Source organism: Anaerotalea alkaliphila, from assembly GCF_010179735.1.
Classification (GTDB): domain Bacteria; phylum Bacillota; class Clostridia; order Lachnospirales; family Vallitaleaceae; genus Anaerotalea; species Anaerotalea alkaliphila.
On sequence record NZ_JAAEEH010000026.1, the window covers coordinates 20746 to 47508 of the forward strand.

Annotated in this window: 18 protein-coding genes and 1 pseudogene; 17 read left to right on the top strand and 2 right to left on the bottom strand. The window is 52.0% G+C overall.

Annotated features, from left to right (window positions below):
* Position 1: 1 nt before the first annotated feature.
* The 6 genes from GXN74_RS09830 to arfA all read left to right on the top strand — a co-directional run bounded on the left by GXN74_RS09830 (position 2) and on the right by arfA (position 7437).
* Positions 2 to 1636 (top strand): response regulator transcription factor, encoded by a 1635-nt coding sequence (locus GXN74_RS09830; protein WP_162370760.1) that lies wholly within the window; start codon positions 2 to 4, stop codon positions 1634 to 1636.
* Positions 1637 to 1777: 141 nt separating this feature from the next.
* Positions 1778 to 3073, top strand: coding sequence for an ABC transporter substrate-binding protein (locus tag GXN74_RS09835; protein ID WP_246208667.1), 1296 nt, complete (start codon positions 1778 to 1780; stop codon positions 3071 to 3073).
* A 286-nt stretch (positions 3074 to 3359) separates the two neighbouring features.
* On the top strand, positions 3360 to 4070 hold the full coding sequence (locus GXN74_RS09840) for a carbohydrate ABC transporter permease (protein WP_343032815.1): 711 nt from the start codon (positions 3360 to 3362) through the stop codon (positions 4068 to 4070).
* Between the two features lies 1 nt (position 4071).
* Entirely contained in the window at positions 4072 to 4917 is an 846-nt protein-coding gene (locus GXN74_RS09845; RefSeq protein WP_162370763.1) for a carbohydrate ABC transporter permease, read from the top strand.
* A 36-nt stretch (positions 4918 to 4953) separates the two neighbouring features.
* Entirely contained in the window at positions 4954 to 5907 is a 954-nt protein-coding gene (locus GXN74_RS09850) for a glycoside hydrolase family 43 protein (protein ID WP_162370764.1), read from the top strand.
* Positions 5908 to 5928: 21 nt separating this feature from the next.
* Positions 5929 to 7437 (top strand): arabinosylfuranosidase ArfA, encoded by a 1509-nt coding sequence (arfA, locus tag GXN74_RS09855; RefSeq protein WP_212505767.1) that lies wholly within the window; start codon positions 5929 to 5931, stop codon positions 7435 to 7437.
* On the opposite strand, the gene GXN74_RS09860 is transcribed toward arfA, so the two are convergent.
* Entirely contained in the window at positions 7434 to 8513 is a 1080-nt protein-coding gene (locus GXN74_RS09860; protein WP_162370766.1) for an AraC family transcriptional regulator, read from the bottom strand. The two genes, arfA and GXN74_RS09860, sit on opposite strands and share 4 nt — an antisense overlap.
* 222 nt (positions 8514 to 8735) lie before the next feature.
* Between GXN74_RS09860 and araA the strand changes: the two genes are divergently transcribed.
* The 11 genes and pseudogenes from araA (at position 8736) to GXN74_RS09915 (ending at position 24587) form a co-directional block, all read left to right on the top strand.
* Entirely contained in the window at positions 8736 to 10229 is a 1494-nt protein-coding gene (gene araA, locus GXN74_RS09865) for an L-arabinose isomerase (protein WP_162370767.1), read from the top strand.
* A 27-nt stretch (positions 10230 to 10256) separates the two neighbouring features.
* A complete protein-coding gene (locus GXN74_RS09870; RefSeq protein ID WP_162370768.1) occupies positions 10257 to 11864 on the top strand; it encodes a xylulokinase in 1608 nt (535 codons plus the stop codon).
* Positions 11865 to 11881: 17 nt separating this feature from the next.
* Entirely contained in the window at positions 11882 to 12577 is a 696-nt protein-coding gene (locus tag GXN74_RS09875) for an L-ribulose-5-phosphate 4-epimerase (protein ID WP_162370769.1), read from the top strand.
* A 44-nt stretch (positions 12578 to 12621) separates the two neighbouring features.
* Positions 12622 to 14610: pseudogene (gene tkt, locus GXN74_RS09880) on the top strand (transketolase); the annotation flags it as partial.
* A gap of 269 nt (positions 14611 to 14879) precedes the next feature.
* Entirely contained in the window at positions 14880 to 15848 is a 969-nt protein-coding gene (gene chvE, locus GXN74_RS09885; protein ID WP_162370770.1) for a multiple monosaccharide ABC transporter substrate-binding protein, read from the top strand.
* A gap of 85 nt (positions 15849 to 15933) precedes the next feature.
* Positions 15934 to 17472 carry a multiple monosaccharide ABC transporter ATP-binding protein gene (gene mmsA, locus GXN74_RS09890; protein ID WP_162370771.1) on the top strand — a complete coding sequence of 513 codons (1539 nt, stop codon included), beginning with the start codon at positions 15934 to 15936 and terminating at the stop codon, positions 17470 to 17472.
* A complete protein-coding gene (mmsB, locus tag GXN74_RS09895; protein ID WP_162370772.1) occupies positions 17472 to 18632 on the top strand; it encodes a multiple monosaccharide ABC transporter permease in 1161 nt (386 codons plus the stop codon). The genes mmsA and mmsB overlap by 1 nt, the downstream gene beginning before the upstream one ends.
* A gap of 194 nt (positions 18633 to 18826) precedes the next feature.
* On the top strand, positions 18827 to 19768 hold the full coding sequence (locus GXN74_RS09900; RefSeq protein ID WP_162370773.1) for a substrate-binding domain-containing protein: 942 nt from the start codon (positions 18827 to 18829) through the stop codon (positions 19766 to 19768).
* A 31-nt stretch (positions 19769 to 19799) separates the two neighbouring features.
* Positions 19800 to 21584: a cache domain-containing sensor histidine kinase gene (locus GXN74_RS09905; RefSeq protein WP_162370774.1), complete on the top strand. Its 1785-nt coding sequence runs from the start codon at positions 19800 to 19802 to the stop codon at positions 21582 to 21584.
* Positions 21577 to 22797 (top strand): response regulator, encoded by a 1221-nt coding sequence (locus tag GXN74_RS09910; RefSeq protein WP_162370775.1) that lies wholly within the window; start codon positions 21577 to 21579, stop codon positions 22795 to 22797. The genes GXN74_RS09905 and GXN74_RS09910 overlap by 8 nt, the downstream gene beginning before the upstream one ends.
* Positions 22785 to 24587 (top strand): substrate-binding domain-containing protein, encoded by a 1803-nt coding sequence (locus GXN74_RS09915; protein ID WP_162370776.1) that lies wholly within the window; start codon positions 22785 to 22787, stop codon positions 24585 to 24587. The genes GXN74_RS09910 and GXN74_RS09915 overlap by 13 nt, the downstream gene beginning before the upstream one ends.
* A 12-nt stretch (positions 24588 to 24599) precedes the next feature.
* Here the strand turns inward: GXN74_RS09915 and GXN74_RS09920 are convergent, their stop codons facing one another.
* Positions 24600 to 26711, bottom strand: a complete 2112-nt coding sequence (locus GXN74_RS09920) for an ABC-F family ATP-binding cassette domain-containing protein (protein WP_343032816.1) — start codon at positions 26709 to 26711, stop codon at positions 24600 to 24602.
* Positions 26712 to 26763 lie beyond the last annotated feature (52 nt).

Sequence of the window (26763 nt, forward strand, 5' to 3'; positions counted from 1 at the left end):
TATGTTCAGGATACTTGTGATTGACGACGACAGCCTGGCGAGGATGCGGCTGAAGACCTTGTTGGATTGGCAGAAGGTGGATTGCGAAATATGCGCGGAGGCTGCGGACGGCCAGGTTGGCATCGAGATGATCCAGGCCCATGCCCCAGACATTGTCATTACGGACATGAACATGCCTGTACTGGACGGTGTAGCTGTGGCGCGTTGGATTCATGACCACAATCCGGCCATCCAGACAATTGCCTTGAGCGGCTACGATGACTTCAATTATGTCAAGGAAAGCATGAAACTGGGTGCCCTTGACTATATCATCAAGCACCGTCTGGATGAAAAGGCCCTTCTAGCCGTTTTGGAACAAGCCAAGAGAAGAATTCTCCAATCCCAGGACGAAGCCGCCACGAGACAGCAACTCAACAAACAGATACAGAGGGCGAGAAGCTATATGCGGGAGCAGTTCCTGCAGGAAATCCTGCTGGGGGAGATTACAGACGGACATGAAATCGAGGAATCCCTCAGAAAGCTGGAGCTTGACATTTCCATGACGAATGTAACGGTAATCCTTGTGGAAGTTGACGACTACCCTTTCCTGCAGGAGAAGCTGACCGACCTGGAACTGAAGAAGCTGTTGGAGTCGTTTCAGGAAATCGCGCAGCAGATTCTGAACGACAGCAGAGGTTCCCGTATCGTCCATATGGACAGGGGAAGATATGCCGTCCTGTATTCTTTGGACCAGGTGTTCAGCACCTTGTATGTATACAACCAGATATATCAGGTGATCGAAAGGATCAGGACTTCCATGCAGCGATACCTTCAGCTGACGGCCTGTTATGCGGTCAGTCCCATCTGCCCGCACCTCCAGGAGGTCAGCCGGTATTTCAAAAAGGCGGAAGAGCTGATGAAGGAAAAGTTCTATCAGGGAAAAGACCGACTGTTCATGGAAGGCGGGGAGAGGATCACAAAGAACGATTTCATCACGCTGTCCCCGAAGCATGAAAGAAGGATTGTGGAAGGCACCCATGCAGGAAAGCAGGAGGTGGTGGAAGCTGTGTTCAATGAGATTTTCAACGATGTGGTGGAACAGAGGATCAATCCCAAATCCACGCATATGATTGTGGCGGAACTCATCAACATTGCCAGCCGGATAGCCATATCCAAAGGTGTGGATCCAGGAGAGGTTTTTTATTCCATGGATGTTCCCTATGCAAAAATGCAAAAGTACGAGAATGTGGCCGATGTGAAGGAATGGATCAGAAGCGTGTACCAGCGGTTGCTGGATTCTCTGTCCCTTCCGGCGGAGTTGGAGAAGCCATGTTCAGATAATGTGAACATGGCGCTGGCGTTCATCCGGAGGAATCACGACAAGGACATTTCCCTAGAGGATATGGCGGAATTCATCGGGGTGAGCGCATCCTACCTGAGCCGAAAATTCAAGGAGGAGACCGGCACCAGTTATGTGAAATACCTGAACCTGGTGCGGGTGGAGCAGGCCAAAATATTGATAGAAAGAAGGGATGGGAAAATCAAAGACATCTGCTTGAAAGTCGGCTTTAGAAATTACAACTATTTTTTCAAGGTGTTCAAGGAAATCACCGGAATGACTCCATTGGAGTACGAGGTATCGGCGCATCTGAAATGATAGCATCATGACAAAAAACATGAGTAAAAGTCAAATATGAAGAGTCCTGGCAGGGGCTCTTTTGCTTTATACTAGGCTCGTAACCAACAATCGGCAAAGAATCCAATCATACGGGGGTACGTTATGAAAAGATGGGGCAGCATGATTTTAGTGGCAAGTCTGGTGGTTTCCTTATTGGCGGGCTGTGGCTCGGCCAACGGCAATGCGGGAGGACCGGAAGGCAACAAAGGAAAAGCGACACAATTGTCTTTTTGGACCTTCAATGAACTGCATGCGGTTTTCATGGACGAAGCGGTCCAAGCATGGAACGAACAGAACAAGGACCAGCAGATTGAATTGAAGAGCGAGGTCTATCCTTATGACGAAATGCACAACAAGCTGCTGATTGCCTTGCAATCGGGAACTGGAGCTCCGGATCTGGCGGACATTGAAATCAGCAAATTCGCAAACTATCTGAAAGGGAGCACCCCTCCACTAGTGGCATTGAACGATATCGTGGATCCGGTGAAGGAGAATCTGATCATGTCCCGGCTTGAGAACTACGCCAAGGACGGCAACTACTTCGGAATAGACTACCATGTGGGCGCAACAGTGATGTACTACAATACGGAGATTTTGGGCAGGGCAGGGGTCGACATCGATGAGATTGTGACCTGGCAGGATTACGTGGAAGCCGGAAAGAAGGTGGTGGCGGCCACTGGTGTTCCGATGACGACAACGGAAGTTACGGAGCATTGGTCCTACTTCCCCCTTATCAGCCAGCGGGGATCGGATTTCTTTAACGAAGAGGGCAACGTGATTCTGGACAATGAAGCAAATGTGGAAACATTGCAATTCCTCTACGACTGCATGTACACGGATAGCATTGCGGTGGCAGCTCCTGGCGGTTTCCACCATTCGGAAGAATACTGGGCCTTTATGAACAAAGGCGGTGCCGCGTCCCTAATGATGCCCATGTGGTACATGGGCAGATTCGTGTCCTACATGCCCGACCTGGAAGGCAAGATTGCCATCCGTCCCCTTCCTGTTTGGGAGGAAGGGGGAAATCGTTCGGCTGGCATGGGGGGAACAGGAACGGTCGTAACGGTGCAGAGCAAGTCGCAGGATCTGGCCAAAGCGTTCCTTGCTTCAGCCAAATTGTCTAGAGAGGGCAGCATCAACACATGGACATTGCTTGGATTCGATCCAATCCGATGGGATGTGTGGGACGATCCAGCCATGTCCGCATCCAATGAGTTCACGGAATATTTCGGGGATGGCATCTTCGAGATGTTGCTGGAAGTCAAAGACGAGCTGAGTCCGACCAGCATTACCGACTTGTTCCCTGAGGCGGTCAGTCTTGTGCAACGGAATGTAGTGTTCAAAGTGTTGAAGGAACAGAGTCAGACAGCTGCTGAGGCGTTGAAAGAAGCGGCGGATGAACTGAGAGCCAAATAAAATGTGCTGGAGGGAATTCAATGAGATATTGAATTCCCTCCAACTGCAAATAGGAGTGGTTGATATGAATCAGGTGTTATTCGAAATTAAAAAAAGCAAAAAGCATGAAGTCAAGAGGTGGTTGAACTCACAAAAAATCGTTCCGTATCTATTTGTTGCACCCTTCATCCTTTCGTTTCTTCTGTTTTTCCTTTATCCCATCCTTTCCGCTTTTGTCATGAGTTTTCAAGAAGTGCTGGGATTCGGGGAAGTGAACTTTGTAGGTTTAAAGAATTACAAGAACTTGATGAATCCACACTATTACGATGCACTGAGCGTCAGTTTCCGATACACCTTTTGGACAATCTTTGTACTGATTCCAGTACCATTGCTGTTGGCGACCCTGCTGAACAGCAAGAACCTGATTGGACGGAATTTTTTCAGGTCATCCTTGTTCCTTCCGGCGCTGACTTCCGTAATTGTAGCAGGAATGTTCTTCCGGTATGCCTTTGCGGAACAGGCAACATCCCTAGCCAACCAGATTCTTGGATGGTTCGGCCATGAACCGCTGACATGGTTGCAGGATGCGAAGACAGGAATGCTTGCCATGGTGGTCCTATGCGTATGGCGCTGGATGGGGGTGAACATCATCTATTTCCTCTCGGGCCTGCAGAACATCCCTGCGGAACTATATGAGGCCGCCGACATTGACGGTGCCAATGTGTTCCACAAGTTCTTCAACATCACCGTGCCTTCCTTGAAACCGGTGATCATCTATGTGGTCACCATCAGCATCTACGGCGGATTCTCCATGTTTGCGGAAAGCTTTGCGTACTGGTCCTACCGGTCACCCGGCAACATTGGATTGACGTTGGTTTCCTATATCTATACCACCGGCTTCAACAATGCGGATTTCGGTTTCGCTTCAGCAATCGGTGTGACGCTTTTGGGAATCATCATGCTGGTGAACCTGGTGCAACTGATGTTTTTCGGTTTCTTCAAGAAGGAGAGTGAATAGGATGGTTGGAAAGAAAGGAAAGAAAGCCTCCCAATGGATTGTGTTTGCGGTACTGGTTGTCATCAGCGTGCTGGCGCTGGCGCCGTTCGCATTCATGGTGATTTCCTCGTTCAAGCCGGGCCAGGAGCTGTTGCGGAATGGAGTGAACATGGAAATCAATCTGGATGCCATGAGCTGGAAGAACTATTGGACGCTTTTTACGGAAAACAACGGAATTTATCTGCATTGGTTCAAAAACAGCCTGTTGATTACAGGGATGTACACGGGCTTCTCCCTGTTCCTCTCCTCGATTGTGGGTTACGGACTAGCCAAATATGATTTTAAGGGCAAGAATCTGGTTTTCGCCATCGTGCTATTGGTAATGATGGTGCCGGTGGAAATCCTGATTCTGCCGCTGTATAAGCTGATGATTTCAATGAAGCTGATTGACACCTATCTGGGAGTGGTGTTGCCGTTCATGGTGTCTCCTTTCGCGGTTTTTTTCTTCAGGCAGTCCTCCGTTTCCATTCCCAAGGACTTCATGGAGGCGGCTAGGATTGACGGATGCGGAGAATTCAGGATATTCTTCAGCATCATGATGCCCCTGCTGAAGCCCGCATTCGGTGCCATGATGATCCTGCAAGCCATGAACAGCTGGAACAGCCTGGTGTGGCCCCTGATTGTCCTTAGGTCCACGGAGAAACTGACTCTTCCCATCGGACTGGCGTCCCTAATCACACCTTACGGGAACAATTACGATATGCTTTTCCCGGGTGCGGTGATGTCCATCATACCGATAGTCATCATTTTCATGCTGAACCAAAAGGCTTTCATTGAAGGTCTGACGGTCGGCGGTGTGAAAGGCTGAGGAAAAACCTGAAAACCTACACAGGAGGAAAGACAGATGAATGAAAAGAAAACCTATAAGGACCCGCTGATTCTGCAGAGGGCGGATCCCTGGATCTATAGGCACACGGACGGTTTCTACTATTTTACCGCATCCGTTCCGGAATACGATGGCATTGAAATCAGGAAAGCGGAAAACATAAATGCGTTGCGCGATGCAAAGCCCCACATGGTATGGCGGAAACACGGGGAAGGCCCCCAAAGCCACCTGATCTGGGCACCGGAAATCCATCATATAGACGGGAAATGGTACGTGTATTATGCGGCGGGAGCATCCTGCAACGTCCTGGACCATCGGATGTTCGTCATAGAGAATGATGCAGAAGATCCCACCACAGGAGTATGGCTGGAAAAGGGGCAGATTCGGACGAACTGGGACAGCTTCGCCTTGGACGCCACCACGTTCTTACATGGAAGGACAAGACAGCGCTACCTGGTCTGGGCGCAACAGGAATCGGGAATCGAAGGGAATTCCAATCTTTACATCGCAAAGATGAAGAACCCCTGGACAATTGAAGGAGAGCAGGTCATGCTGACCAAACCAGAATTGCCCTGGGAGACCATCGGCTTTCTGGTCAATGAAGGCCCTGCGGTTTTGGAGAAAAACGGTAAAATCTACCTCACGTATTCGGCAAGCGCCACGGACCACAACTATTGCATGGGGTTGCTGACGGCAGAAGCGGACTGCGACCCTTTGGATTCCAGAGCATGGAAAAAATCCCAGGAGCCGGTATTTGAAACCAGCAAAGAGAACAGCCAGTACGGTCCAGGACACAGCTGCTTCACGGTTGTGGAAGAAGGGGATGAAGACCTGTTGGTCTATCATGCAAGAAGCTACAGGGAAATCGAAGGGGATCCCCTGTACGACCCCAACCGGCATACAAGGGTACAGCGGATCCGGTTTGGGGAGGATGGACGCATGCTGCTGGGGAAACCAGGAAGCGGAAACTGAGGGAATGGGGAGGAGGTGTGCATGAAGAAAGCAACGATCACCATCGATAGATTGAGGATAATCGCAACCATCGACAACCGGATATACGGATCTTTCATCGAGCATCTGGGGAGAGCCGTCTATGACGGCATCTACGAGCCGACCCACCCCATGGCGGACGAGGACGGCTTTCGCAAGGATGTGATCCAGCTCGTCAAAAAATTGAATGTGCCGATTATCCGTTATCCAGGAGGGAATTTTGTCTCCGGTTACAACTGGGAGGACGGGGTTGGACCCAGGAGCGAACGGCCGACAAAATTGGATTTGGCATGGTTTACAAGGGAGAACAACGAAATCGGACTTCACGAATTTTCCAAATGGCTTAAAAAAGTGGATTCGGAAATGATGATGGCGGTCAACCTGGGAACCAGGGGTGCGGATGAGGCCAGAAACCTCGTCGAATACTGCAACCATCCTGGAGGAAGCTACTGGAGCGACCTGCGCAAGTCCCACGGCGTTTTGGAGCCCTATGCCATCAAGACATGGTGTCTGGGCAACGAGATGGACGGTCCGTGGCAGATTGGGCACAAGACGGCTGTAGAGTACGGCAGGCTGGCGAACGAGGCTGGAAAGGTCATGCGATGGACGGATCCGCAGATTGAGTTGGTCGCCTGTGGATCCTCCAATATCGACATGCCCACATTTGCCGAGTGGGAAGCCACGGTTCTGGACCTTTCCTACGACCAAGTGGATTATCTGTCCCTTCACAATTACTACGGGAATCCGACAGACGACACGCCGTCCTATTTGGCCAAGGGAATAGAGATGGATGAATTCATCAAATCCGTGGTGGCCATCTGCGATTACGTGAAGGCAAAAAAGCGGAGCAAGAAAAAGATCAACCTTTCCTTTGACGAGTGGAACGTATGGTACCACTCCAGGGAAGCCGACCAGTTCAACGAGAGGTGGCAGTTCGCACCCCACCTTTTGGAGGACATCTACACTTTCGAGGACGCGTTGCTTGTGGGGGGACTGCTGATCACCCTGATCAAGAACGCTGACAGGGTGCACATGGCCTGTCTGGCCCAACTGGTAAACGTCATCGCGCCTGTGATGACAAAGACTGGTGGAAAGGCCTGGTGTCAGACCATCTTCTATCCCTTCCTGCATGCGTCCCTGCATGGAAGAGGTGTTGCCCTGCAGGTCAATGTGGATTCGCCCAAGTATGATTGCACCCAGTTTACGGATGTTCCAGTGCTGGATGCAGTTGCGGTATGGAACGAGGAAGACAAGACCGCCACTCTGTTCGTGCTCAACCGGAGTCTGGAGGAGGACCTGGATCTTTCCTGCGATTTCAGGAGCCTAAAGGCATCGGGAGTTCTTGAACATATCGTGCTGGAACATGCTGACCTAAAGGCAGTCAATTCGGTGGAAAATCCCGACAATGTGGTGCCGGTCCAGTCCCGAGGTGCATCACTTGCGGGGGGGAGACTTTCATGTGTGGTCAAGAGGGCCACTTGGAATGTCATCCGGGTGTCGACAAAAGTCTAGGAATGAGGACGAACGCCATGTTCCTTGGGTTTTAAATGCTTCTCCCGGAACTTTGCGGGTGTCATCTGATGATGCTTTGTAAAAAGACGATAGAAATACCCCTTGTTTTGGTATCCCACCAGATCGGCAATCCGTTCAATACTGAAATCGGTGTGTGTCAGCAGGCGTTCGGCTTCGATGAGCCGGAGATTTTGCACAAATTCGATATAGGTCATCCCCGCTTTCTGTTTTAGAATACGGTTGAAATAATCTTCCTGAAAATGGAATTGGCTGCACAGCTCCCTAATGGAGATGTCCCTGTAGTTTTCCTTAATATAGGCGGTGATTTCTTCATACAAAAGCCAGCTCATCTCTTTTCTGAGTTCCTTGGACAAAGAAAAATCGTAGCTGGTGCTGAGTATGCGGAAAATGCGCATCAAAAGGCCCCTGCATATGATGGCAGATGCCTCGTCGTGGAGAATCAGTTCCTTCAACAGACTGGACAGGCATTCCTCCATCTCCCCTTTGGAATTGGCATTCGGTTTGAAGTGCAGGTATTGCAACAGGTTTTTTTGCTTCAGCAAGGCGGACTGAAGGAAGGACAGAATCCGGTCGTCCGTTGCATGGCTTGACATGATGTCTTCAAACACATCATTGGCAATACCCAAAAACAGGATAGAGGCGGAATTTGAATCCAGATGGTCCTGGTGCAGACAATTCTTGTCGATCAAGCAAAGATCTCCCTGTTCAAACGTTATATCCGTTCCCAGGATGGATTGGCGGAAACTCCCTGATACGATGTAGGAAAGTTCCAGGTACTCATGGGTGTGCAGTTGGGTCCGCATTCCTGGCAGGAAGCTGCAGCCGTAAGAAAAAGAGGTTGGAGAGGGCTTGATGGTGCCGTAGAACCTTTTGTCGGAAGTGATGTTCCAGCATAGGGCAAAGATGTGGTCCTTTTTCTGGAGCGGATACGTTTTAATATCCTCCTGATGGAGGGAATATTCCGGACACATGATGCGGGAACCGATGGGGTTGTCATCCTGGAGCATGTTCGGGTCGCTGCGGGAAATCTGTTCGCACAGAGCCTTCAAGGTCATAGAAGTGCACCTCCTTGCGATATCATCAATTGCTTGAACTCAGTATAGCATAGCGAAAAGATTTAGTCACCCGATTGGCAAGTCGGAAATGGTAACTTTAAGAACGAAGCACCTGTGAAAGGAAATTGGCGTATGGAACGAGCTTTCTTATAATTAACATAGCAGGATGTGTCAATGTTGAAATGAATGGGTTTAAGGTGATCAAGGAAAAGGAGACTTCTTATGAACAGTAAAAATTACAAATTTTGGTTTGCCACCGGATCACAGGATTTATACGGTGTGGAGTGCCTTGCGCATGTGGAGGAGCATTCTAAAATCATGGTAAACAAGTTGAACGGGTCGGGAATTCTGTCGTTTGAACTGGTGTGGAAGCCGACATTGATTGACAACGCATCCATCCGTCAGTTGCTTAACGAGGCAAATGCAGACGAAGAGTGTGCCGGCGTAATTACCTGGATGCACACCTTTTCCCCGGCAAAGGCCTGGATTCTTGGGCTTCAGGAGTACAGAAAGCCGCTGATGCACATGCACACCCAGTTCAATCAGGAGATTCCCTATGACACAATCGACATGGATTTCATGAATGAAAACCAGTCCGCCCATGGTGACAGGGAGTATGGCCATATCGTCACACGCATGGGAATCGAGAGGAAGGTGGTTGTGGGCCATTGGAGTGATCCGGCCGTGCAGAATCGGATTGCGGATTGGATGCGGACAGCGGTCGGGATTATGGAAAGCAGCCATATCCGTGTGGTGAGGGTGGCCGACAATATGCGCAACGTGGCAGTGACCGAGGGTGATAAGGTGGAAGCCCAGATCAAGTTCGGCTGGGAGGTGGACGCCTATCCGGTAAATGAAATCGTAAATTATGTAAAGGATGTTCCCGCTGTGGAAATCGATACCCTGGTGGAGGAATATTACAGCAAGTACGAAATCCATCTTGAAGGGCGTGGCGAGAAGGAATTTCGGCGCTCCATGGCGGTACAGGCCGGTATTGAGATAGGGTTTGAAAGGTTCCTGACAGAAAAAAACTATCAGGCGGTTGTCACCCACTTTGGGGACTTGGGTCATCTTGAACAGCTTCCGGGCCTGGCAATCCAACGGCTGATGGAAAAAGGATATGGCTTCGGCGGAGAAGGGGACTGGAAGACGGCTGCCATGGTACGCCTGATGAAGATCATGACCGCAAGCGTCAAGGGGGCCAAAGGAACTTCCTTCATGGAGGATTACACCTACAACCTTGTGCCGGGAAAGGAGGGGATTCTGCAGGCTCATATGCTGGAAGTCTGCCCCACCATTTCCGAAGGGCCTATCGGCATTAAAGTGAGTCCCCTATCCATGGGAGGAAAGGAAGAACCTGCAAGGCTCGTATTTACGTCAAAAACCGGACCGGGTGTGGCAACTTCGCTGATCGATATGGGAAACCGTTTCCGTCTGATCATCAATGAGGTGGATTGCAAGAAGGTGGAGAAACCGATGCCGAAGTTGCCGGTAGCCACCGCGTTCTGGACACCAAGGCCAAACCTGTCTGTAGGAGCGGAAAGCTGGATTCTGGCGGGAGGCGCACACCATACCGCATTCACCTATGACCTCACTGCAGAGCAGATGGCGGATTGGGCGGCGGCCATGGGAATCGAAGCGGTCATCATCGATAGCGGCACGACCATCCGCAGCCTGAAGAACGAGATGCGCTGGAACTCTGTGGCGTTCCGGTAGATGGGGGCGAAAGGGGAGGATTGCAGCATGAATGGAGAACAAGAGAAGATAAGGAACACGATCCGGGAGGGCAAGGCAATTCTGGGAATCGAACTTGGTTCCACACGGATAAAGGCGGTGCTGATTGGAGCGGACCACACCCCTGTTGCATCCGGCAACCATGTGTGGGAGAACCGGTTGGAAAATGGCATCTGGACGTATCCTCTGGAGTCCGTTTGGGAAGGGGTGCAGGATGCCTACCGGAAGATGGCGGAGGATGTGAGGAGCAGGTACGGGGAGGAGATCGGCGCACTGGGAGGTATAGGGATCAGCGCGATGATGCATGGATACATGGTGTTCGACAAGAAGGGGAAACTCCTGGTTCCCTTCCGGACCTGGCGCAACACCATCACCAAGGAGGCATCGGATAAACTGACGGAACTGTTCCGGTATCCGGTACCCCAGAGGTGGAGCATCGCCCATCTCTATCAGGCAATCCTGAATAAGGAGCCTCATGTGCAGGAGGTGGATTATCTGGTCACATTGGAGGGCTATGTGCACTGGAAGCTGACGGGAAAGAAAGTGCTGGGTATTGGGGATATTGCCGGCATGTTTCCGGTGGATGTACATGCGAAGGATATTGACCAACATAAGGTGGAGCAGTTCGACGAACTGGTAGAAAAGGAGAATCTCCCTTGGAAGCTGAGGGATATCCTTCCCAAAGCCCTGGTGGCGGGAGAAAACGCCGGTGTGCTTACACAGGAAGGGGCGGGGCTGCTGGATCCGGGTGGAAACTTGAAGGCGGGAGTACCCATGTGCCCCCCTGAAGGCGATGCGGGAACCGGAATGACCGCCACGAACAGCGTGGGCGTACGCACTGGAAATGTGTCGGCAGGGACCAGTGTGTTTGCCATGGTGGTGCTTGAAGACAAATTGAAAAAAGTGCATCCGGAAATCGATCTGGTTACCACCCCGGCAGGCGACATGGTTGGGATGGTCCACTGCAACAACTGCACCTCCGATTTGAATGCGTGGGTGGGAATCTTTAAGGAATTCGCCCAGTCGGCAGGCGTGGAAATGGACGATGACCAGTTGTTCTCCCTCCTGTACACGAAAGCGCTGGATGGTGAAAGCGACGGCGGCGGGCTGCTGGCGTACAACTATTTGTCCGGCGAGCACATCACCCATGTGGAGGAAGGGCGCCCCTTGTTTGTGAGGAAGCCGGACAGCCGGTTCAATCTGGCGAATTTCATGCGGGCGCATCTTTTTGCCGCATTGGCCACCTTGAAAATTGGCTTGGACATCCTGTTCAAAGGAGAAAACGTCAAGTTGGATGTGCTGTCAGGGCATGGAGGTCTATTTAAAACAAAGGTTGTGGGACAGAAGATGATGGCGGCTGCGGCCGGTGTGCCGGTGTCTGTCATGGAAACGGCCGGGCAGGGCGGCGCATGGGGAATTGCTTTGCTGGCAGCCTATATGCTGGAAAAGGAAGATGGCGAGACGCTTGACAGCTATCTTAGGGAAAGGGTATTTGCCGGACAGAAAGGTGTTTTGTTGGAACCGGACGCTGCGGATGTGGAGGGTTTCAATCAATTCATGGAGAAGTATCTTTGCGGCCTTGCGATTGAGCGGGCAGCTGTGGAGGCGCTCCGATAGGATAGGAGAAGCAAAAAATGTTGGAAGAACTGAAGGAACAGATATATGAAGCAAATATGGAACTGCCAAAGCGCGGACTGGTGACCTACACATGGGGGAATGTAAGCGGCATGGACCGGGAACGGGGACTGTTTGTAATCAAGCCGAGCGGTGTGGATTACAATAAGTTGCGGCCAGAAGATATGATCGTGGTGGATCTGGAGGGAAACAAGGTGGAGGGGGAAATGAATCCTTCCTCGGATACGCCAACCCATCTGGAGCTTTACAAGGCGTTTCCAGAAATCGGCGGGATTGTACATACCCATTCGCCCTTCGCCACATCATGGGCGCAGGCGGGAAGGGGAATTCCGTGCTATGGGACCACCCATGCGGACTATTTCCATGGAGAGATTCCCTGTGCCAGAAATCTTACGGCCGAGGAAATCGAAGATGGATACGAGAAAAACACAGGACTTGTCATTGCGGAAACATTTCGGGGAAAGAATCCGGCCCATGTTCCGGCTGTCCTATGCAAGAACCATGGCCCATTCACTTGGGGAAAGGATGGCGCGGAGGCCGTGCACTATGCGGTGGTGCTGGAGGAAATCACGAAGATGAATCTGATGACGGAGCTGTTGAATCCCACAGCAGACAACCGGACGCCACAGTGCATGCAGGACAAGCATTTCTTGCGCAAGCACGGGCCGCATGCATATTACGGCCAGGGAAAATAAGGCAGAGGCTTCAAAGGCCTGCTAGAGGGTTGGTAGGAGGAAAAATGGAAGTGAATCTGGAAATCGAGAAAAAATCAGTAAATGCAATCAGGATATTGGCGGCCGACGCGGTCCAAAAGGCCAATTCCGGTCATCCGGGGCTTCCCCTCGGCTCTGCCGCCATGGCATATGAGCTGTGGGGCCACCATATGAAACACAATCCCGTTGATTCTAAATGGGAGAATCGGGACCGTTTTGTCTTATCCGCCGGGCATGGATCCACGCTATTGTATTCCCTTCTCCATCTGTTCGGTTATGGCCTCTCCTTGAAGGATTTGTCGGTTTTCCGCCAGCTGGATTCCCGGACCCCGGGACATCCTGAATTCGGACATACAGCAGGGGTAGAGGCCACTACAGGACCTCTTGGAGCCGGCATTGGCATGGCGGTGGGCATGGCCATGGCCGAGGCCCATCTGGCGGCTGTGTTCAACAAGCCGGAGTATCCGGTGGTTGACCACTACACGTATGTGCTGGGTGGAGACGGCTGCATGATGGAGGGAGTCTCCTACGAGGCGCTCTCCCTGGCAGGCACGCTGGGACTTGGAAAGTTGATTGTTCTATACGACTCCAACCGGATCACCATTGAGGGGGGCACAGAACGTGCATTTACCGAGAATGTGCAGAGGCGTATGGAGGCATTCGGCTTCCAGATACTGACGGTGGAGGACGGCAATGACACTTTGGAGATCGGCAGAGCAATCAAGGCTGCGAAGGCAGATCAGGCTCATCCGTCCTTCATCACCGTAAAAACCCAGATCGGCTGTGGCTGTCCGGCCAAGGAAGGGAAGGCAAGCGCCCACGGAGAACCGCTGGGAGCCGACAACGTAATTGCCCTGAAAAGGAACTTGGGCTGGGAAAGCATGGAGCCTTTCCATGTGCCGGAGGAAGTGTATGGGCATTACCGGAAGCTGGCAGATGCCGGAATCAACGCCCAGGATGCGTGGGAGGAGATGTTTGGCCGGTATGTGGATGCTTATCCTCAAATGAAAGGGCTGTGGGATGGGTACCATAACGTGCATGCTGCAGAAAAGCTCTATGATTCCCCGGGATTCTGGGCGTATGAGGACATACCCCAAGCAACCAGAAACTTGTCGGGCATTTTGATCAACCGCCTGAAGGACCAGGTTCCGGGGCTGATTGGAGGGGCTGCCGACTTGGCGCCATCCACCAAGACGCATATGAAAGACGCGGGCGATTTCTCCAGGGATGATTATGCGGGGCGCAACCTGCATTTCGGAGTGCGGGAGATGGCCATGGCTGCCATAGGAAACGGTCTGGCCCTCCATGGCGGTCTGCGTCCCTTTGTGTCCACTTTCTTTGTGTTCAGCGATTATACAAAGCCTATGGCCAGGCTGTCCGCTTTGATGCGGCTTCCGGTGACCTATGTGTTCACCCATGACAGCATCGGGGTAGGGGAGGACGGGCCTACCCATGAGCCCATCGAACAGTTGGCAATGTTGCGCTCCATTCCGGGAATGCATGTCTTCCGCCCTGCGGATGCCACGGAGACGGCGGCGGCCTGGTTCCATGCGGCGACCTCTTCGTCTGCCCCAACGGCACTGGTGCTGACGAGACAGAATCTGCCGCAGCTTTCCGGTTCCAGCAAGGAAGCCTTGAAAGGCGCTTATGTATTGGAAGGCAGCAGCAAGGAGGAGCCGGATGCCATTCTGATCGCCAGCGGTTCGGAAGTGTTCTTGGCTGTGGAAGCGAAAAAGGTGCTGGCGGAAGAGGGAATCGATGTGTGTGTGGTGAGCATGCCATCCATGGATGTATTTGAGCAGCAGAGCCAGGAGTATAAGGATTCCGTACTCCCCATGGGAATCCGCAAACGCGTGGCAATCGAGGCCCTCAGTGATTTCGGATGGGGGAAGTATGTAGGCTTGGACGGAGCAACGGTAACCATGAACGGCTTCGGTGCCTCCGCCCCGGCAGAACACTTGTTTGAAAGATTTGGTTTTACTGTGGAGAATGTGGTTCAAACGGTAAAGACAGTTCTTCAGGGGAGTCCCCAAGGAGCTGGAGGAGATGGCCGGGAACGGCGGAGGTGCGCATTTCCTGAAATGGCGGCCACAACCGCACCTGTAGGAATGCTTGTGACGTGAATCTCTGTATAATTGTTGATATCCATAGTGTGTACCTTCCTGTGATTTCTGGTTTGTGGAAAACTGGTTGTTGCAGATAGGAGCACTATGGATTTTTTGCTTTGGGGAGTCCATTCCCATAGGAAGAACTGGAGAAAGGAAGATCATCATTTCACAAATCCATGCCAACGAAGTCTTCGGAAAGATGGGTCGCAGATGGAGACAATATGGTTATGGAATTCGAGAGGCTTGGATACAGTACGGACCTGCAGTATGCGGAAGACGTCATAGAGAACCAGGTTGCCCAAATCGAGAATATGATCACCAAAGGGGTGAAAGTCCTTGTGATTGCAGCCATTGACGGAGAATCCCTTACGGATGTGCTGGTCAAGGCCAACGATCAGAACATCCAAGTCATCGCCTATGACAGGCTCATAAGAAATTCAGAGCATGTGAGCTACTATGCGACCTTCGACAACTTCAAGGTTGGTGTGCTACAGGCATCCTATATCGAGGAAACCTTGGGTCTTAAGGAAGGGAACGGGCCATTCAACATTGAATTGTTTGCAGGATCTCCGGATGACAACAATGCCTACTTCTTCTTCGATGGAGCCATGAGCGTTTTGCAGCCCTATATCGACAGCGGAGCGCTAGTGGTCCGGAGCGGACAGGTGGACATGTCCCAAGTGGCAACACTGCGTTGGGATGGTTCCCTGGCACAGACGAGAATGGACAACTTGCTGAGCGCCAACTATGCCAACCGGCGCCTGGATGCGGTGCTGTCTCCCTATGACGGCATCAGCATCGGCATCCTGTCGTCTCTCAAAGGCATTGGCTATGGAGCCTCCGACCAGCCTATGCCGGTTGTCACAGGGCAGGATGCGGAACTTCCTTCCATCAAGTCGATTCTGGCGGGGGAGCAGACGATGACCGTGTTCAAGGATACAAGGGAGCTTGCCAAAAAGGCGGTCCAGATGGTAGATGCTGTTCTGAACGACCGCGAAGCGGAAGTGAACGATACGGAAACCTATGACAATGGTGTGAAGGTCGTACCGTCCTATCTGTTGGAGCCAGTAGCTGTGGATGCGACCAACTGGGAGGATATCCTGGTCGGAAGTGGATACTACACGAAAGAGCAGATTACAGAGTAGCAGGGACACAGGTCAAGACCAGTGGGGAAGTTTCCACTGGTCTTGATTAAAGATTGGGGAAAAGAAGTTAAGGAGCGTATGTCTTATGGCAGAATGCATTCTCGAAATGAAAAGCATAACCAAAACCTTTCCAGGCGTGAAGGCCCTGGATCGGGTAAGCTTGAAAGTGCGGTCCGGAGAAATCCACGCTTTGGTGGGTGAAAATGGAGCGGGCAAGTCCACCTTGATGAAGGTGTTGAGCGGTGTATACCCCCATGGAAGTTATGAAGGGGACATCCTCTACCATGGGGAAGTATGCACGTTCAAGGATGTTAAGCAAAGCGAAGCGAAAGGGATTGTCATCATCCACCAGGAGCTGGCTTTGATTCCGTACCTATCCATAGCGGAAAACATTTTTCTGGGAAACGAGCAGGCACGGAACGGGATCATCAACTGGAACGACACCATCCTGCGGACCGGAGAACTGTTGCAGAAGGTGGGATTGACGGAGAGTCCGGATACGCTGGTTACCAACATCGGTGTAGGGAAGCAGCAGCTGGTTGAGATTGCAAAAGCATTGTCCAAGGATGTGAAGCTGCTGATTCTGGATGAACCGACGGCTGCGCTCAATGAGGATGACAGCGAAAACCTTTTGCAACTCCTGCTGGAGCTTAAAAAAAATGGCATATCTTCCATCATGATTTCCCATAAGTTGAACGAGATTTCGAAGATCGCCGATTCCATAACAATCATCCGGGATGGGCAATCCATCGAGACCTTGGAAATAGGGGAAGAAGGGATTTCAGAGGAAAGGATCATCCGTGGAATGGTCGGCCGCGAATTGACGGACAGGTATCCTTCGCGGGTGACCGACATCGGCGACGTCTATTTTGAAGTCAGAAACTGGGAAGTCTATCATCCGCTCCATGAAGGAAGAAAGGTTTTGGACAACATCAACATCAACATTAGGAAAGGCGAGATAGTAGGGATTGCAGGATTGATGGGAGCGGGCAGGACGGAATTCGCCATGAGCATTTTCGGCAAGTCCTACGGGAAGAAAATCAGTGGCAGCCTGATCAAAGATGGGAGGGAAATCCATCTGAATTCCGTCAGCCAGGCCATTGAGAACGGCATCGCCTATGTGACGGAGGATAGGAAGCAGTACGGACTAGTCCTTGATGACGACATAAGGCATAATATTTCGTTGACCAATTTGCAATCGATCACCCAGGGGTTGGTGATTGACGAGAAGAGGGAAATACGCGAGGCGGAAGAATTCAAGAGGAGGATGAACATCAAGTGCTCCAATATCTTCCAGAAGACGGTCAATTTGAGCGGAGGAAACCAGCAGAAGGTGGTGCTCAGCAAATGGATATTTGCAGAGCCGGACATCCTGATACTGGACGAACCCACGAGAGGAATTGATGTGGGAGCAAAATATGAAATCTACACAATCATGAACAAATTGGCCAATGAAGGCAAATGCATCCTGGTGATTTCCTCAGAGCTTCCGGAAGTGCTGGGGACCTGCGACCGGATTTATGTGATGAGTGAAGGGAAAATTACCGGAGAGATGGACAAGGCAGATGCGACCCAGGAAAAGATCATGAAGCATGTCATCAACAACAAAAGGGAGGTAGAATGATGGGTACCTTGAAAGAAATTCTGAAGAGCAACATCCGACAGTTCGGAATGATCATCGCTTTGGTGGCGATCATGTTGTTCTTTGCGGCATACACGGGGGGAATGTCCCTGACACCCCTGAACATTACGAACCTGGTGCTGCAGAACAGCTACATCCTGATTCTAGCCGTGGGAATGCTCCTTGTCATCGTGACGGGGAACATCGACCTGTCGGTAGGTTCCGTGGCGGCTTTTATTGGAGCCGTGGCAGCAACGCTTATGATATCCAATAATATGAATTTCCTGGCGGCTGCATTGATTTCCCTGTTGATTGGGGCTGGCATCGGCGCACTGCAGGGAAGCATCATTGCCTTCTTCAAAGTACCCGCATTCATCGTCACCTTGGGAGGCATGCTCTTCTTCCGTGGGCTTACCATGGTGGTGCTGGGAGGAAAGTCGCTGGCTCCGTTCCCTCCGCTTTTCACAAAAATCAGCTCCGGGTTCATCCCGGACGTGCTCGGGGGTGAGGGAATCCACCTGACCACCATGGTCCTGAGTGTCCTCCTATCTGCTGTTTACGTGGTATTCCAGATCAGGGAAAGGAAGTCCAAGCAGAAGTATGGGTTTGAAGTGATTTCCCACACGTTCTTCGTAGGGCAGAATGTCCTGGTGCTGCTTGCAATCAACGCGTTCATGGCGGTCATCGCTTATTATCGTGGAATCCCCAACATCCTGATCCTGCTTGCGGTCCTGATTGTCATCTATGCATTCATCATGAAGAAAACCATCTTTGGCCGACATATCTACGCATTGGGAGGAAGTGAAAAAGCTGCGCAACTCTCCGGTGTGAAGACAGCCCGAATAGCGCTCATGGTCTATATCAACATGGGCATGCTGGCTGCCTTGTCCGGCCTGGTTTTTGCCGCACGGCTGAATTCGGCGACCCCGAAGGCGGGGCAGGGATTCGAACTGGACGCCATCGCCTCCTGCTTCATCGGAGGAGCCTCCGCCAGCGGAGGCGTTGGCACGGTGGTTGGGGCCATCGTGGGTGGTCTGGTCATGGGTGTGATGAACAACGGGATGTCGCTGGTAGGACTGGGAATCGACTGGCAACAGGCGATCAAGGGACTGGTTTTGGTCCTTGCCGTCCTTTTCGACATCTATACGAAATCCAAGAACTGAAGACAAATTGACGTTGAATAGTTGCACACCTCCCCTTATAATGGAACTAGCAGCCTTGGTTTATGACTAAGGCTTTTCCTATTTGGGACAGGAGGAGGGTTTCGATGAAGAGCCATATCATGTTTTTGCTGGCTTCAACGGCAGCATTTTTCCTTCTCTCCGCTTGCGCTGGCAGTATAGTGGAGCATGAAGGGATGGAAAACGGGACTTCCTTGCAGACGGAACACAACAGAACCATCATCGCAGGAATCTACAAGTCGGGCGAACAAATCTATTTCATCAATGAGGGGTTCGAAGTGGAGCGGACCGTGCTGGAAAGGGGAGCCGACGAATTCATCTTCATTGATGTTCAAATGAACAATGAAAAGTATATGAGGGCAATCGAGGACATCATCTCCAGAAAAATCGACGGGGTCATCCTATGCATTCCTGATCAAAAATTGAGCCTTTGGACGGTGACAAAGCTTCGGGATGCAGACATTCCCGTGGTTGCAACCAATGATCCGCTAATCAATCCAAACGGAACGCTGATTGCTCCTTTTGTGGGTGTGAACAACAGGCGGATCGGCGAAATGAACGGGGACTGGATGGCCAACTACGCCATCAAGAGCGGCATTTCGGACCACCAAGATGTAGGGGTACTCATTTTGACGATGCGGATGGTGACCAGTGGCGTGGAGAGGGCGGCAGGTGAACAGGAAAGATTCAAGGAAATGCTGCCGGGGTTTCCCGAAAGCAGGATGTTCCATGCAAGTTACAACGGAGAAACGGACAAGGGGTTCAGCGCAGCCATCGATGTCTATGCCCAGCATCCGGAGATAAAAAAATGGCTTGTCATGAGCTCCAACGAGGAAGGGGCCATCGGTGCAGTCCGGGCCTTGGAACAGATAGGGCTTGACTGGGACTCCTGCGTGGTGGGACTTGGAGGATACCTGGCGAAGGACGAATTCAAGAAAGAGTATTCCGCCATGAAAGCGGCGAGCTTCTTTTCTCCCGGAGTCGTAGGAAGGACCGCAGCCAATACGCTGATGGATTGGATCAACGAGGGCAAGGAGATGCCTATGGAGCAACTGTTCAATGGCGTCATTATCACTAAGGAAAATTATAAGGAAGTCATGGGTGAATATGCCGACTAGGCTTTTGTTTTCTTGTGCCGGGGGTGAGGGTATGCTTGCAAGGCTGAAAAATCAATACGGGAATCTTAGGATCCGGAACAAGATGATGGTGAACTTTCTGCTTGTTGTCATACTGACGGTCTTTGCGTTGAGTTATCTGAACATGAACATCCTGAGAAGCTCGTTGATGGACGTAACCAATGAGCATACCTACCAAATGGTCGAGCAGGTAAACGTGCGGATCGATTCCTATGTTTCCGGAATGAACAAGACGATTGATCTGCTGGTGGAGAATGCGGACGTGAGGGCATACATCAACCGGAAAGAAGAATCCAGTGAAGACCTGGAGCTGGAAAAGGCGGTCCTTGAAAGCCTCAACCTCTATACAAGAAACGACAGCAACATCATCGGCATGCTGATCGCAAGCGAGGACGGGGGCATCATCAGCGCCACCATGGAAAAAATTGAGGAAAACCCGGTGACGGAAGAATTATGGTATATGCAGACAATAGAGAACCCTAAAGGGATCCACCTTTTCAGCCAACCAATCGGACGCAATGTGCGGAGCCGCTTTTCCAATTATAACGCAGACAACGTGGTCTCCCTATCCAAGGCAATCTTCAACAGGCAGGGCGAAGTAGCCGGTGTCGCACTGATCGACATGAAATTGTCTGCCATAGAGAGTATTATTGACAGTGTTGTCCTCGGCAAATCTGGATTCCTGTTCATCCTCCAGGACAACGGACAGACTGTGTATGCGCCCGTCAATCCTCTGGTCTACCGGATTAGGATGGAGGAGGCTGTACAGGATAGGATTGTGGAGATTGGGTCGGAGGAATACCAGATTCTAAGCATACGATCAGGATATACGGGATGGAACATGGTGGGGGTTTTTCCCACAGGAGAAACCCTGCAGGTGATTGTCCAGGTGATTTCCTCCTTTGTGCTGTACGGCCTGATCATCTTCGCCATCGCCATCTTCCTGTCCCATTATCTCACCAGTTCCCTGACAAAACCCATCAGCACCTTGGGGGCGCTGATGGAGCGGGCGGAGGAAGGTCAATTGGACCAGGTGTTTGTCAGTTCCTATACCGATGAAATCAGCCAGTTGGGGCATCGATTCAACAAGATGCTGGAATCCATCCAGAATCTCCTGCAAATGGTATATGTGGAACAGAAGGAAAAAAGGGAGGCGGAGTTGCGGGCGTTCCAAGCGCAAATAAACCCCCATTTCCTGTACAACACGCTGGACACCATCAATTGGATGGCTATAGAGCATGGTGCGGACGATATCGCCGAAATGGTCACCGCTCTGACGGACCTGTTCAGGATCGGACTCAGCAAGGGGAATGAAATCATCCCTTTGGAAAATGAAATCAAGCATGTGGAAAGCTATCTTAAAATACAGAGGGTCCGCTATGAAGCCATGATCCAATACGAAATAATCTGCAGCCGGCAGTTGAAGCGACTGCGGGTCATCAAGCTGATCATCCAGCCAATCGTGGAGAATGCCATTTACCATGGCATAAAAACGAATGACAGGCCTGGAGAAATCAGGATAGAGGTGGATATCCGGGAAGGCTGGCTCCTGATTTCGGTTTCAGACAACGGAGCAGGGATTCCTGCTGAAAAGGTGGCGCAACTGAATGCCATGTTGTGTGGTGAGTTGGAGAGGGCGGATGCGTTCGGCATCGGACTCTTCAACGTCAATGAGCGGTTGCGTCTGAATTTTGGAAACGAATTCGGTGTTGAAGTGGACAGTGTAGAGGGGGAAGGGACACGGGTTTTCATCCGGCATCCGATTCTCCTTGACGAGCAGGAGGTGCGCGATGCATAGGATGATTGTAGCGGATGACGAGCCCAAGATACGGAGGGGACTCATAAGTCTCCACTGGGACGAAATCGGGGTGGAAATCGTTGCGGAAGCCAGCAATGGGAAGGAGGCGTTGGAACTGGCCATCGAACAGCAACCGGATCTTATGCTTGTGGACATCAACATGCCAATCCTCAACGGCTTGGATCTGATTAGAGAAATCAAGAGCTTGTTGCCGGAGTGCATGCTGGTCATCGTTTCAGGATATGATGAATTTTCCTATGCGAAAGAGGCATTCAAGTTGAATGTGTTCGACTATATACTCAAGCCGGTGAACCGGAACGAACTGATGAACACGGTGAAGAGGGCTGTGGATGTGCTGGACGAAAAAAGAAGAGAAGGAACAATCGTGCAGTGGGCGGAGGCACAGGTCGGGAGCGGGCGGTCGGAGTTGAAACGCCAGTTCGTCAGCCACTGGCTGCTGGGAAGGCTTCATCAGACCAAGATGGAGGAGGAGTACCGGGTTTTTTCCATGGACCAATATGGTGGAGGATACCTGCTCCTTCTACGCTTCCTGGAATTTGAAAAAAAGGATGCCCCCGCATTCGACACCGGCCTTCTTTCCTTTGCGGTCGAAAACATCGCAGAAGAAATTGCAAAATCGGTTGCAGAATGTGTGTTGGTATTCCCCCTGGAGCAGGGGGAATACGGTCTGTTGCTTTCGGCAACCGATCCGTCTGTTGTGGACACACTTGGACAGGACCTGAAGAGCGCCCTGCGCCAATACCTGGGAAGGCATTGCGTTGTGGTCCATCAGCAATTGGGGGGCGATGCACAGGATTTGCGGCGGGCATACATAAGCTTGTCGGATGTTTTGAAGCAGGATCTGGAATTGACGCCGCTGGTCCTTTTTGCAAAATCCTATCTGGAGGAGCACTACAGCAATCACTCCCTAAGCCTGCAGGAGGTGGCGGACCAAATCAAGGTGAGCCCGGCCTACCTGAGCCGCATGATTAAAAAGGAGACAGGACTGACATTCTCCGACCTGCTGACAAAAGCACGCATCGACGAATCCCTGCGCTTGATGAAAAATCCTGCCATGAGAATCCTGGAGATTTCGGATGCCGCTGGATACAGCAGCCAGCATTACTTCAGCGCTGCTTTCAAGAAACTGATGGGAGTCAGTCCGAACACCTATCGGACCAACCGGATGGGGGATGGGACATGGCAAAGATAAAAGGGAAATGGCTGTTGGGAATGACCGTACTAATCCTTTTTCTGGGAGTTATCTCCTTTGGCCTCCCGCAGATGTTCTCCGGCTCCAACAAGCCGGGAGTCGAGTATTTGATTGGAATGTCCCACCCCAACCTTTCTGACGAGACGCAAATCGCAGCGCATACGTCAATGATTGAGGAGTTGGCCAGACATCCCAACGCAAGGCTGATTTTCACAAATGCTGGAGGCAGCACATACAAGCAGATCAAGGACATCGACAAGTTGGTAAACTACGGCGTGGACCTGCTGATCATCACGGCCAACGATGCGAACATACTTGGCCCCATATTGAACAGGGTGAATGAACGGATTCCCGTCATGCTTTTGGGCAAGGACATCCCCTATTATTCCTATCGGATGTTCATCGGTCCCGACATGCTCTCGGTGGGAGAAAAGGCGGCTGAAGGCTTGCACCAGATCCTTGGGGACAAGAAGGCCTCGGTGGTGGCTGTCAACGGACCCATCGACGATCCGGTTGTGATGCAGATAAGGAAAGGGTTCACGGACGAAATCAACCGCAATGTGAAAATCAAAATCGAACACAATATCTACTGCGACTGGCTGCGTACGGAAGCGGAGGAAAACCTGCAAAGATTGTTGCGGCTGGGAGGGGAAGTGGACGCTGTGTTCGCACAGAACAGCACCATGGCCCAAGGAGCCATAAACGCATTGCAACAAGAGGGGCTGAGCATTCCTGTCATCAGTGTCGCCGGAGTGCTGACGGACCAGTTGAAGCAGGCGTTGCGAGAGGGAAGGTTGGAGGCTGTCCTGTATGCGCCCATAGGCGGGAAGGAAGCGATCGACTATGCAATGCGTATACTGCATGGTGAGGAAGGTATCCCCCAAAAAATCATTTTCAGAAGCATTCTGGTCACCAGGGAGAATCTGGGAACCCTTCGACTTTGGGACGGGCGCGAGGATGGACCTATGGCGGAGCCCTACAGGATCGGATATATAGAGTCGGATTTATGGAAGGGAAGCGGGATTTCAGATATGGAAGGTGTCCTATGGATTGTGGGGAATCTGACAAATCCGTCTTCTGTGGAACAGAAGGACAAGGAGCAGAAGGAAATGTTCGAAAACTTCCTTGCTTCAGGAGTCGACATGGTCATGTTCAGCCCTGTATTCAGCTACGGTTGGGAAGAATTGTTGCTCCAGGCCCAAAGGGAAGCGGTACAGGTCGTATTGTTGGGAAATCCTGTCAAATCTTCCGCCCAGAACCTGGTTTACATCGGTCCGGACCATGAGAACCAGGGCAGGATTGCGGCCCAGCATATCATTGAGGACATCTATGGGAAAAAGGCAAAAATAAAAATCCTGGAAATCACCGGCAATCTGGATTCCCTGGCAGCCATGCAGCGCTCGGGAGGTTTTCGGCAGATCACAAACGGCTACTCCAGAATTGAAATTGCTGAAGTGTTCGAGGGTACCATGAATCCGAACCGAATCCAAGAGATGATTGTGCTGGCATTCAAGAAGCACAGGCAGGAAATCAATGTGGTCTTCCTGCACGCGGACACATGGGTGCCCCATACCCTGTCCGCATTGGAGGAACTGGGACTGGAGCCGGGGCTGGATGTACACCTGATTGTTGCGAATATGGGGGATTCGGTCTATGGAATCGATAAAGTTGGAATCCAGGTGATCTCACAATCGACCTACGAAAACCAGATCAGGCACCTTTTGGTGGACTCCCCAAAAGGAGATGCAAAAATAGAAAAGGTCTTTCTTGCAGACCGGATTCTGCAGTAAGCAGGGGAGCGGCTATGACCGCTCCCCTGCTTCCATTTCGTCCTCCAGATCCGACCATTCCCCATACAATTCCTCCAGGAGGAGGCTCAATTCCTCCTTCTCCTTGTTCAGCTCCTGGGTCTTCTGGTAGCTGGTGTACACCTCTTCCAGACAGAGCTGGCTGTCGATGGCGGCCATTTTCCCTTCCGTCTCCTGGATGGCTTCCTCCACCTGCAGGAAGCGGTTCTTCAGGCGGCGGCGCTTGGTTTCCGCCTCCTTCTGGCGCAACCAGGCTTCTTTGGTGTTGGAGGCAGGTTCCGGCGGACTTCCCCCTCCGGCTGGCTTGCTTCCGGAGAAGTCCAGAAGGTCCGGATCTTCCCGGTCCTTCTGCAGCTGCCGCTTCTTTTCCAGATAGGCGTCGTAGTTGCCCAGATACTCGGTGAAACGGCCGTTCTCCAGCTCCAGCACCTTGGTGGCCACCTGGTTGATGAAGTAGCGGTCGTGGCTGATGAAGAGGAGGGTGCCGGTGTAGCTGCAAAGCACCTGCTCCAGGACCCCCTTGGAGACCATGTCCAGGTGGTTGGTGGGTTCGTCCAGCAGGAGGAAGTTCCCCTTGGACAGCATGAGCTTGCAGAGGGTCAGGCGCCCTTTTTCCCCGCCGCTGAGGCTGTCCACGGTCTTGAAGACGTCGTCTCCGGTGAACAGGAAGGCGGCCAGGGTGTTCCGGACCTCCGTATTGGTCATGCCGGGGTAGGTGTCGTGGATTTCATCCATGAGGGTCTTGGTGGAGTCCAGCTGCTGGTGCTCCTGGTCGTAGTAGGCCACATGCACGTTGGTGCCGAAGTAAATGGAGCCCTTCTGCACGGGGATGTGGGAGGTCAGAAGCTTCAGGAGGGTGGACTTGCCGGTGCCGTTGGCGCCCACCAGGGCCACCCTTTCCCCTTTCCGGATGGAAAGGCTCATGTCGGTGAAAAGCTCCAGGCGGTCGAAGGCATGGCCCAGCCCGCTGATGGCGAGGACGTCCTGGCCGCTCTCCAACCGGGGTGTGAGCCTGAAGCGCATGGTGTCGTCCAGGGTCTGGGGCCGGTCCACCAGGGCCATCTTGTCCAGGGCCTTCTCCTTGCTCTGGGCCCTCCGGACGAACTTCTCCATGCCCCTTCCCTTCAGCTCCCGGATGGAGTCCTGCTGCCTGCGGATCTCCTTCTGCTGGTTGCTGTAGTGTTTCAGGGCGATTTCCTGGTCATGGGCCTTGGCGGCCGCATAGAAGGAATAGTTGCCCGAATAGACCTTGGCGGCACCGTGTTCGATTTCGATGGTCTTCCTGGTGACCTGGTCCAGAAAATACCGGTCATGGGACACCACCACCAGTGTCTTCCGGTAGCCGGAAAGGAACCCCTCCAGCCACCGGGTGGCGTCGATGTCCAGGTGGTTGGTGGGTTCGTCCAGCAGCAGCAGGTCGGGGGTACGGACCAGAAGCCTTCCCAAGGCCAGGCGGGTCTTCTGTCCGCCGGATAGGGTCTCCAGCTTCCGGCCGTAGTCCTCCTCGTAGAAACCGAGGCCGTTCAACACCCCCTTGACCAGGCTCCGGTAGCTGTAGCCGTCCAGGTCCTCGTACTGGTGGCGGAGGGTTGCGTACTCATGGGTGCGTTTTTCCAGCAGCTCCATGTCCATGGTCCTGGACGGCACGTTCCCCTCCCCTCCCAGGGAGGATTCCATCTCGCGCAAGGCGTCTTCCAGTTCCAGGATCTCTTCGTTGGCATGGAGCATTTCCTCGTACAGGGTCCTGTCCGTGTCCAGGAATGCGTTCTGCGAAAGGTATCCCAGGGTGGTGCCGCCGGGAATGGTGACGGTGCCGCCGGTCTTTTCCAGCTCGCCTGCGATGACCTTCAGCAAAGTGGATTTGCCGGCTCCGTTGATGCCCACGATGGACACTTTGTCCCCCTCATTCAATTGGAAACTTACATCCCGAAGGACTTCGTCGGTTGCAAAGGCAACCTGTATTTTTTGACAAGATAAAATCATGGCCATATGGCCGGAGGAACCCCTCCGACCGCTCCTTTCCGTTGAAACATTGTACCAAATCGCTGGCGCGATGGCTAGGCAAGGCACATCGTTTTTCAAGCCTTTAGTCTTTCCCGTAGCCATGTTTTTTTGATTTAGAACAAAAAAGTAGTAGCTGCTTTTGAATATGTGTTAT

Coding starts and splice junctions, on each gene's coding strand:
- GXN74_RS09830 (WP_162370760.1), top strand. CDS start 2: ATGTTCAGGATACTTGTGATTGACGACGACAGCCTGGCGAGGATGCGG.
- GXN74_RS09835 (WP_246208667.1), top strand. CDS start 1,778: ATGATTTTAGTGGCAAGTCTGGTGGTTTCCTTATTGGCGGGCTGTGGC.
- GXN74_RS09840 (WP_343032815.1), top strand. CDS start 3,360: ATGAATCCACACTATTACGATGCACTGAGCGTCAGTTTCCGATACACC.
- GXN74_RS09845 (WP_162370763.1), top strand. CDS start 4,072: ATGGTTGGAAAGAAAGGAAAGAAAGCCTCCCAATGGATTGTGTTTGCG.
- GXN74_RS09850 (WP_162370764.1), top strand. CDS start 4,954: ATGAATGAAAAGAAAACCTATAAGGACCCGCTGATTCTGCAGAGGGCG.
- arfA (WP_212505767.1), top strand. CDS start 5,929: ATGAAGAAAGCAACGATCACCATCGATAGATTGAGGATAATCGCAACC.
- GXN74_RS09860 (WP_162370766.1), bottom strand. CDS start 8,513: ATGACCTTGAAGGCTCTGTGCGAACAGATTTCCCGCAGCGACCCGAAC.
- araA (WP_162370767.1), top strand. CDS start 8,736: ATGAACAGTAAAAATTACAAATTTTGGTTTGCCACCGGATCACAGGAT.
- GXN74_RS09870 (WP_162370768.1), top strand. CDS start 10,257: ATGAATGGAGAACAAGAGAAGATAAGGAACACGATCCGGGAGGGCAAG.
- GXN74_RS09875 (WP_162370769.1), top strand. CDS start 11,882: ATGTTGGAAGAACTGAAGGAACAGATATATGAAGCAAATATGGAACTG.
- chvE (WP_162370770.1), top strand. CDS start 14,880: ATGCCAACGAAGTCTTCGGAAAGATGGGTCGCAGATGGAGACAATATG.
- mmsA (WP_162370771.1), top strand. CDS start 15,934: ATGGCAGAATGCATTCTCGAAATGAAAAGCATAACCAAAACCTTTCCA.
- mmsB (WP_162370772.1), top strand. CDS start 17,472: ATGGGTACCTTGAAAGAAATTCTGAAGAGCAACATCCGACAGTTCGGA.
- GXN74_RS09900 (WP_162370773.1), top strand. CDS start 18,827: ATGGAAAACGGGACTTCCTTGCAGACGGAACACAACAGAACCATCATC.
- GXN74_RS09905 (WP_162370774.1), top strand. CDS start 19,800: ATGCTTGCAAGGCTGAAAAATCAATACGGGAATCTTAGGATCCGGAAC.
- GXN74_RS09910 (WP_162370775.1), top strand. CDS start 21,577: ATGCATAGGATGATTGTAGCGGATGACGAGCCCAAGATACGGAGGGGA.
- GXN74_RS09915 (WP_162370776.1), top strand. CDS start 22,785: ATGGCAAAGATAAAAGGGAAATGGCTGTTGGGAATGACCGTACTAATC.
- GXN74_RS09920 (WP_343032816.1), bottom strand. CDS start 26,711: ATGGCTACGGGAAAGACTAAAGGCTTGAAAAACGATGTGCCTTGCCTA.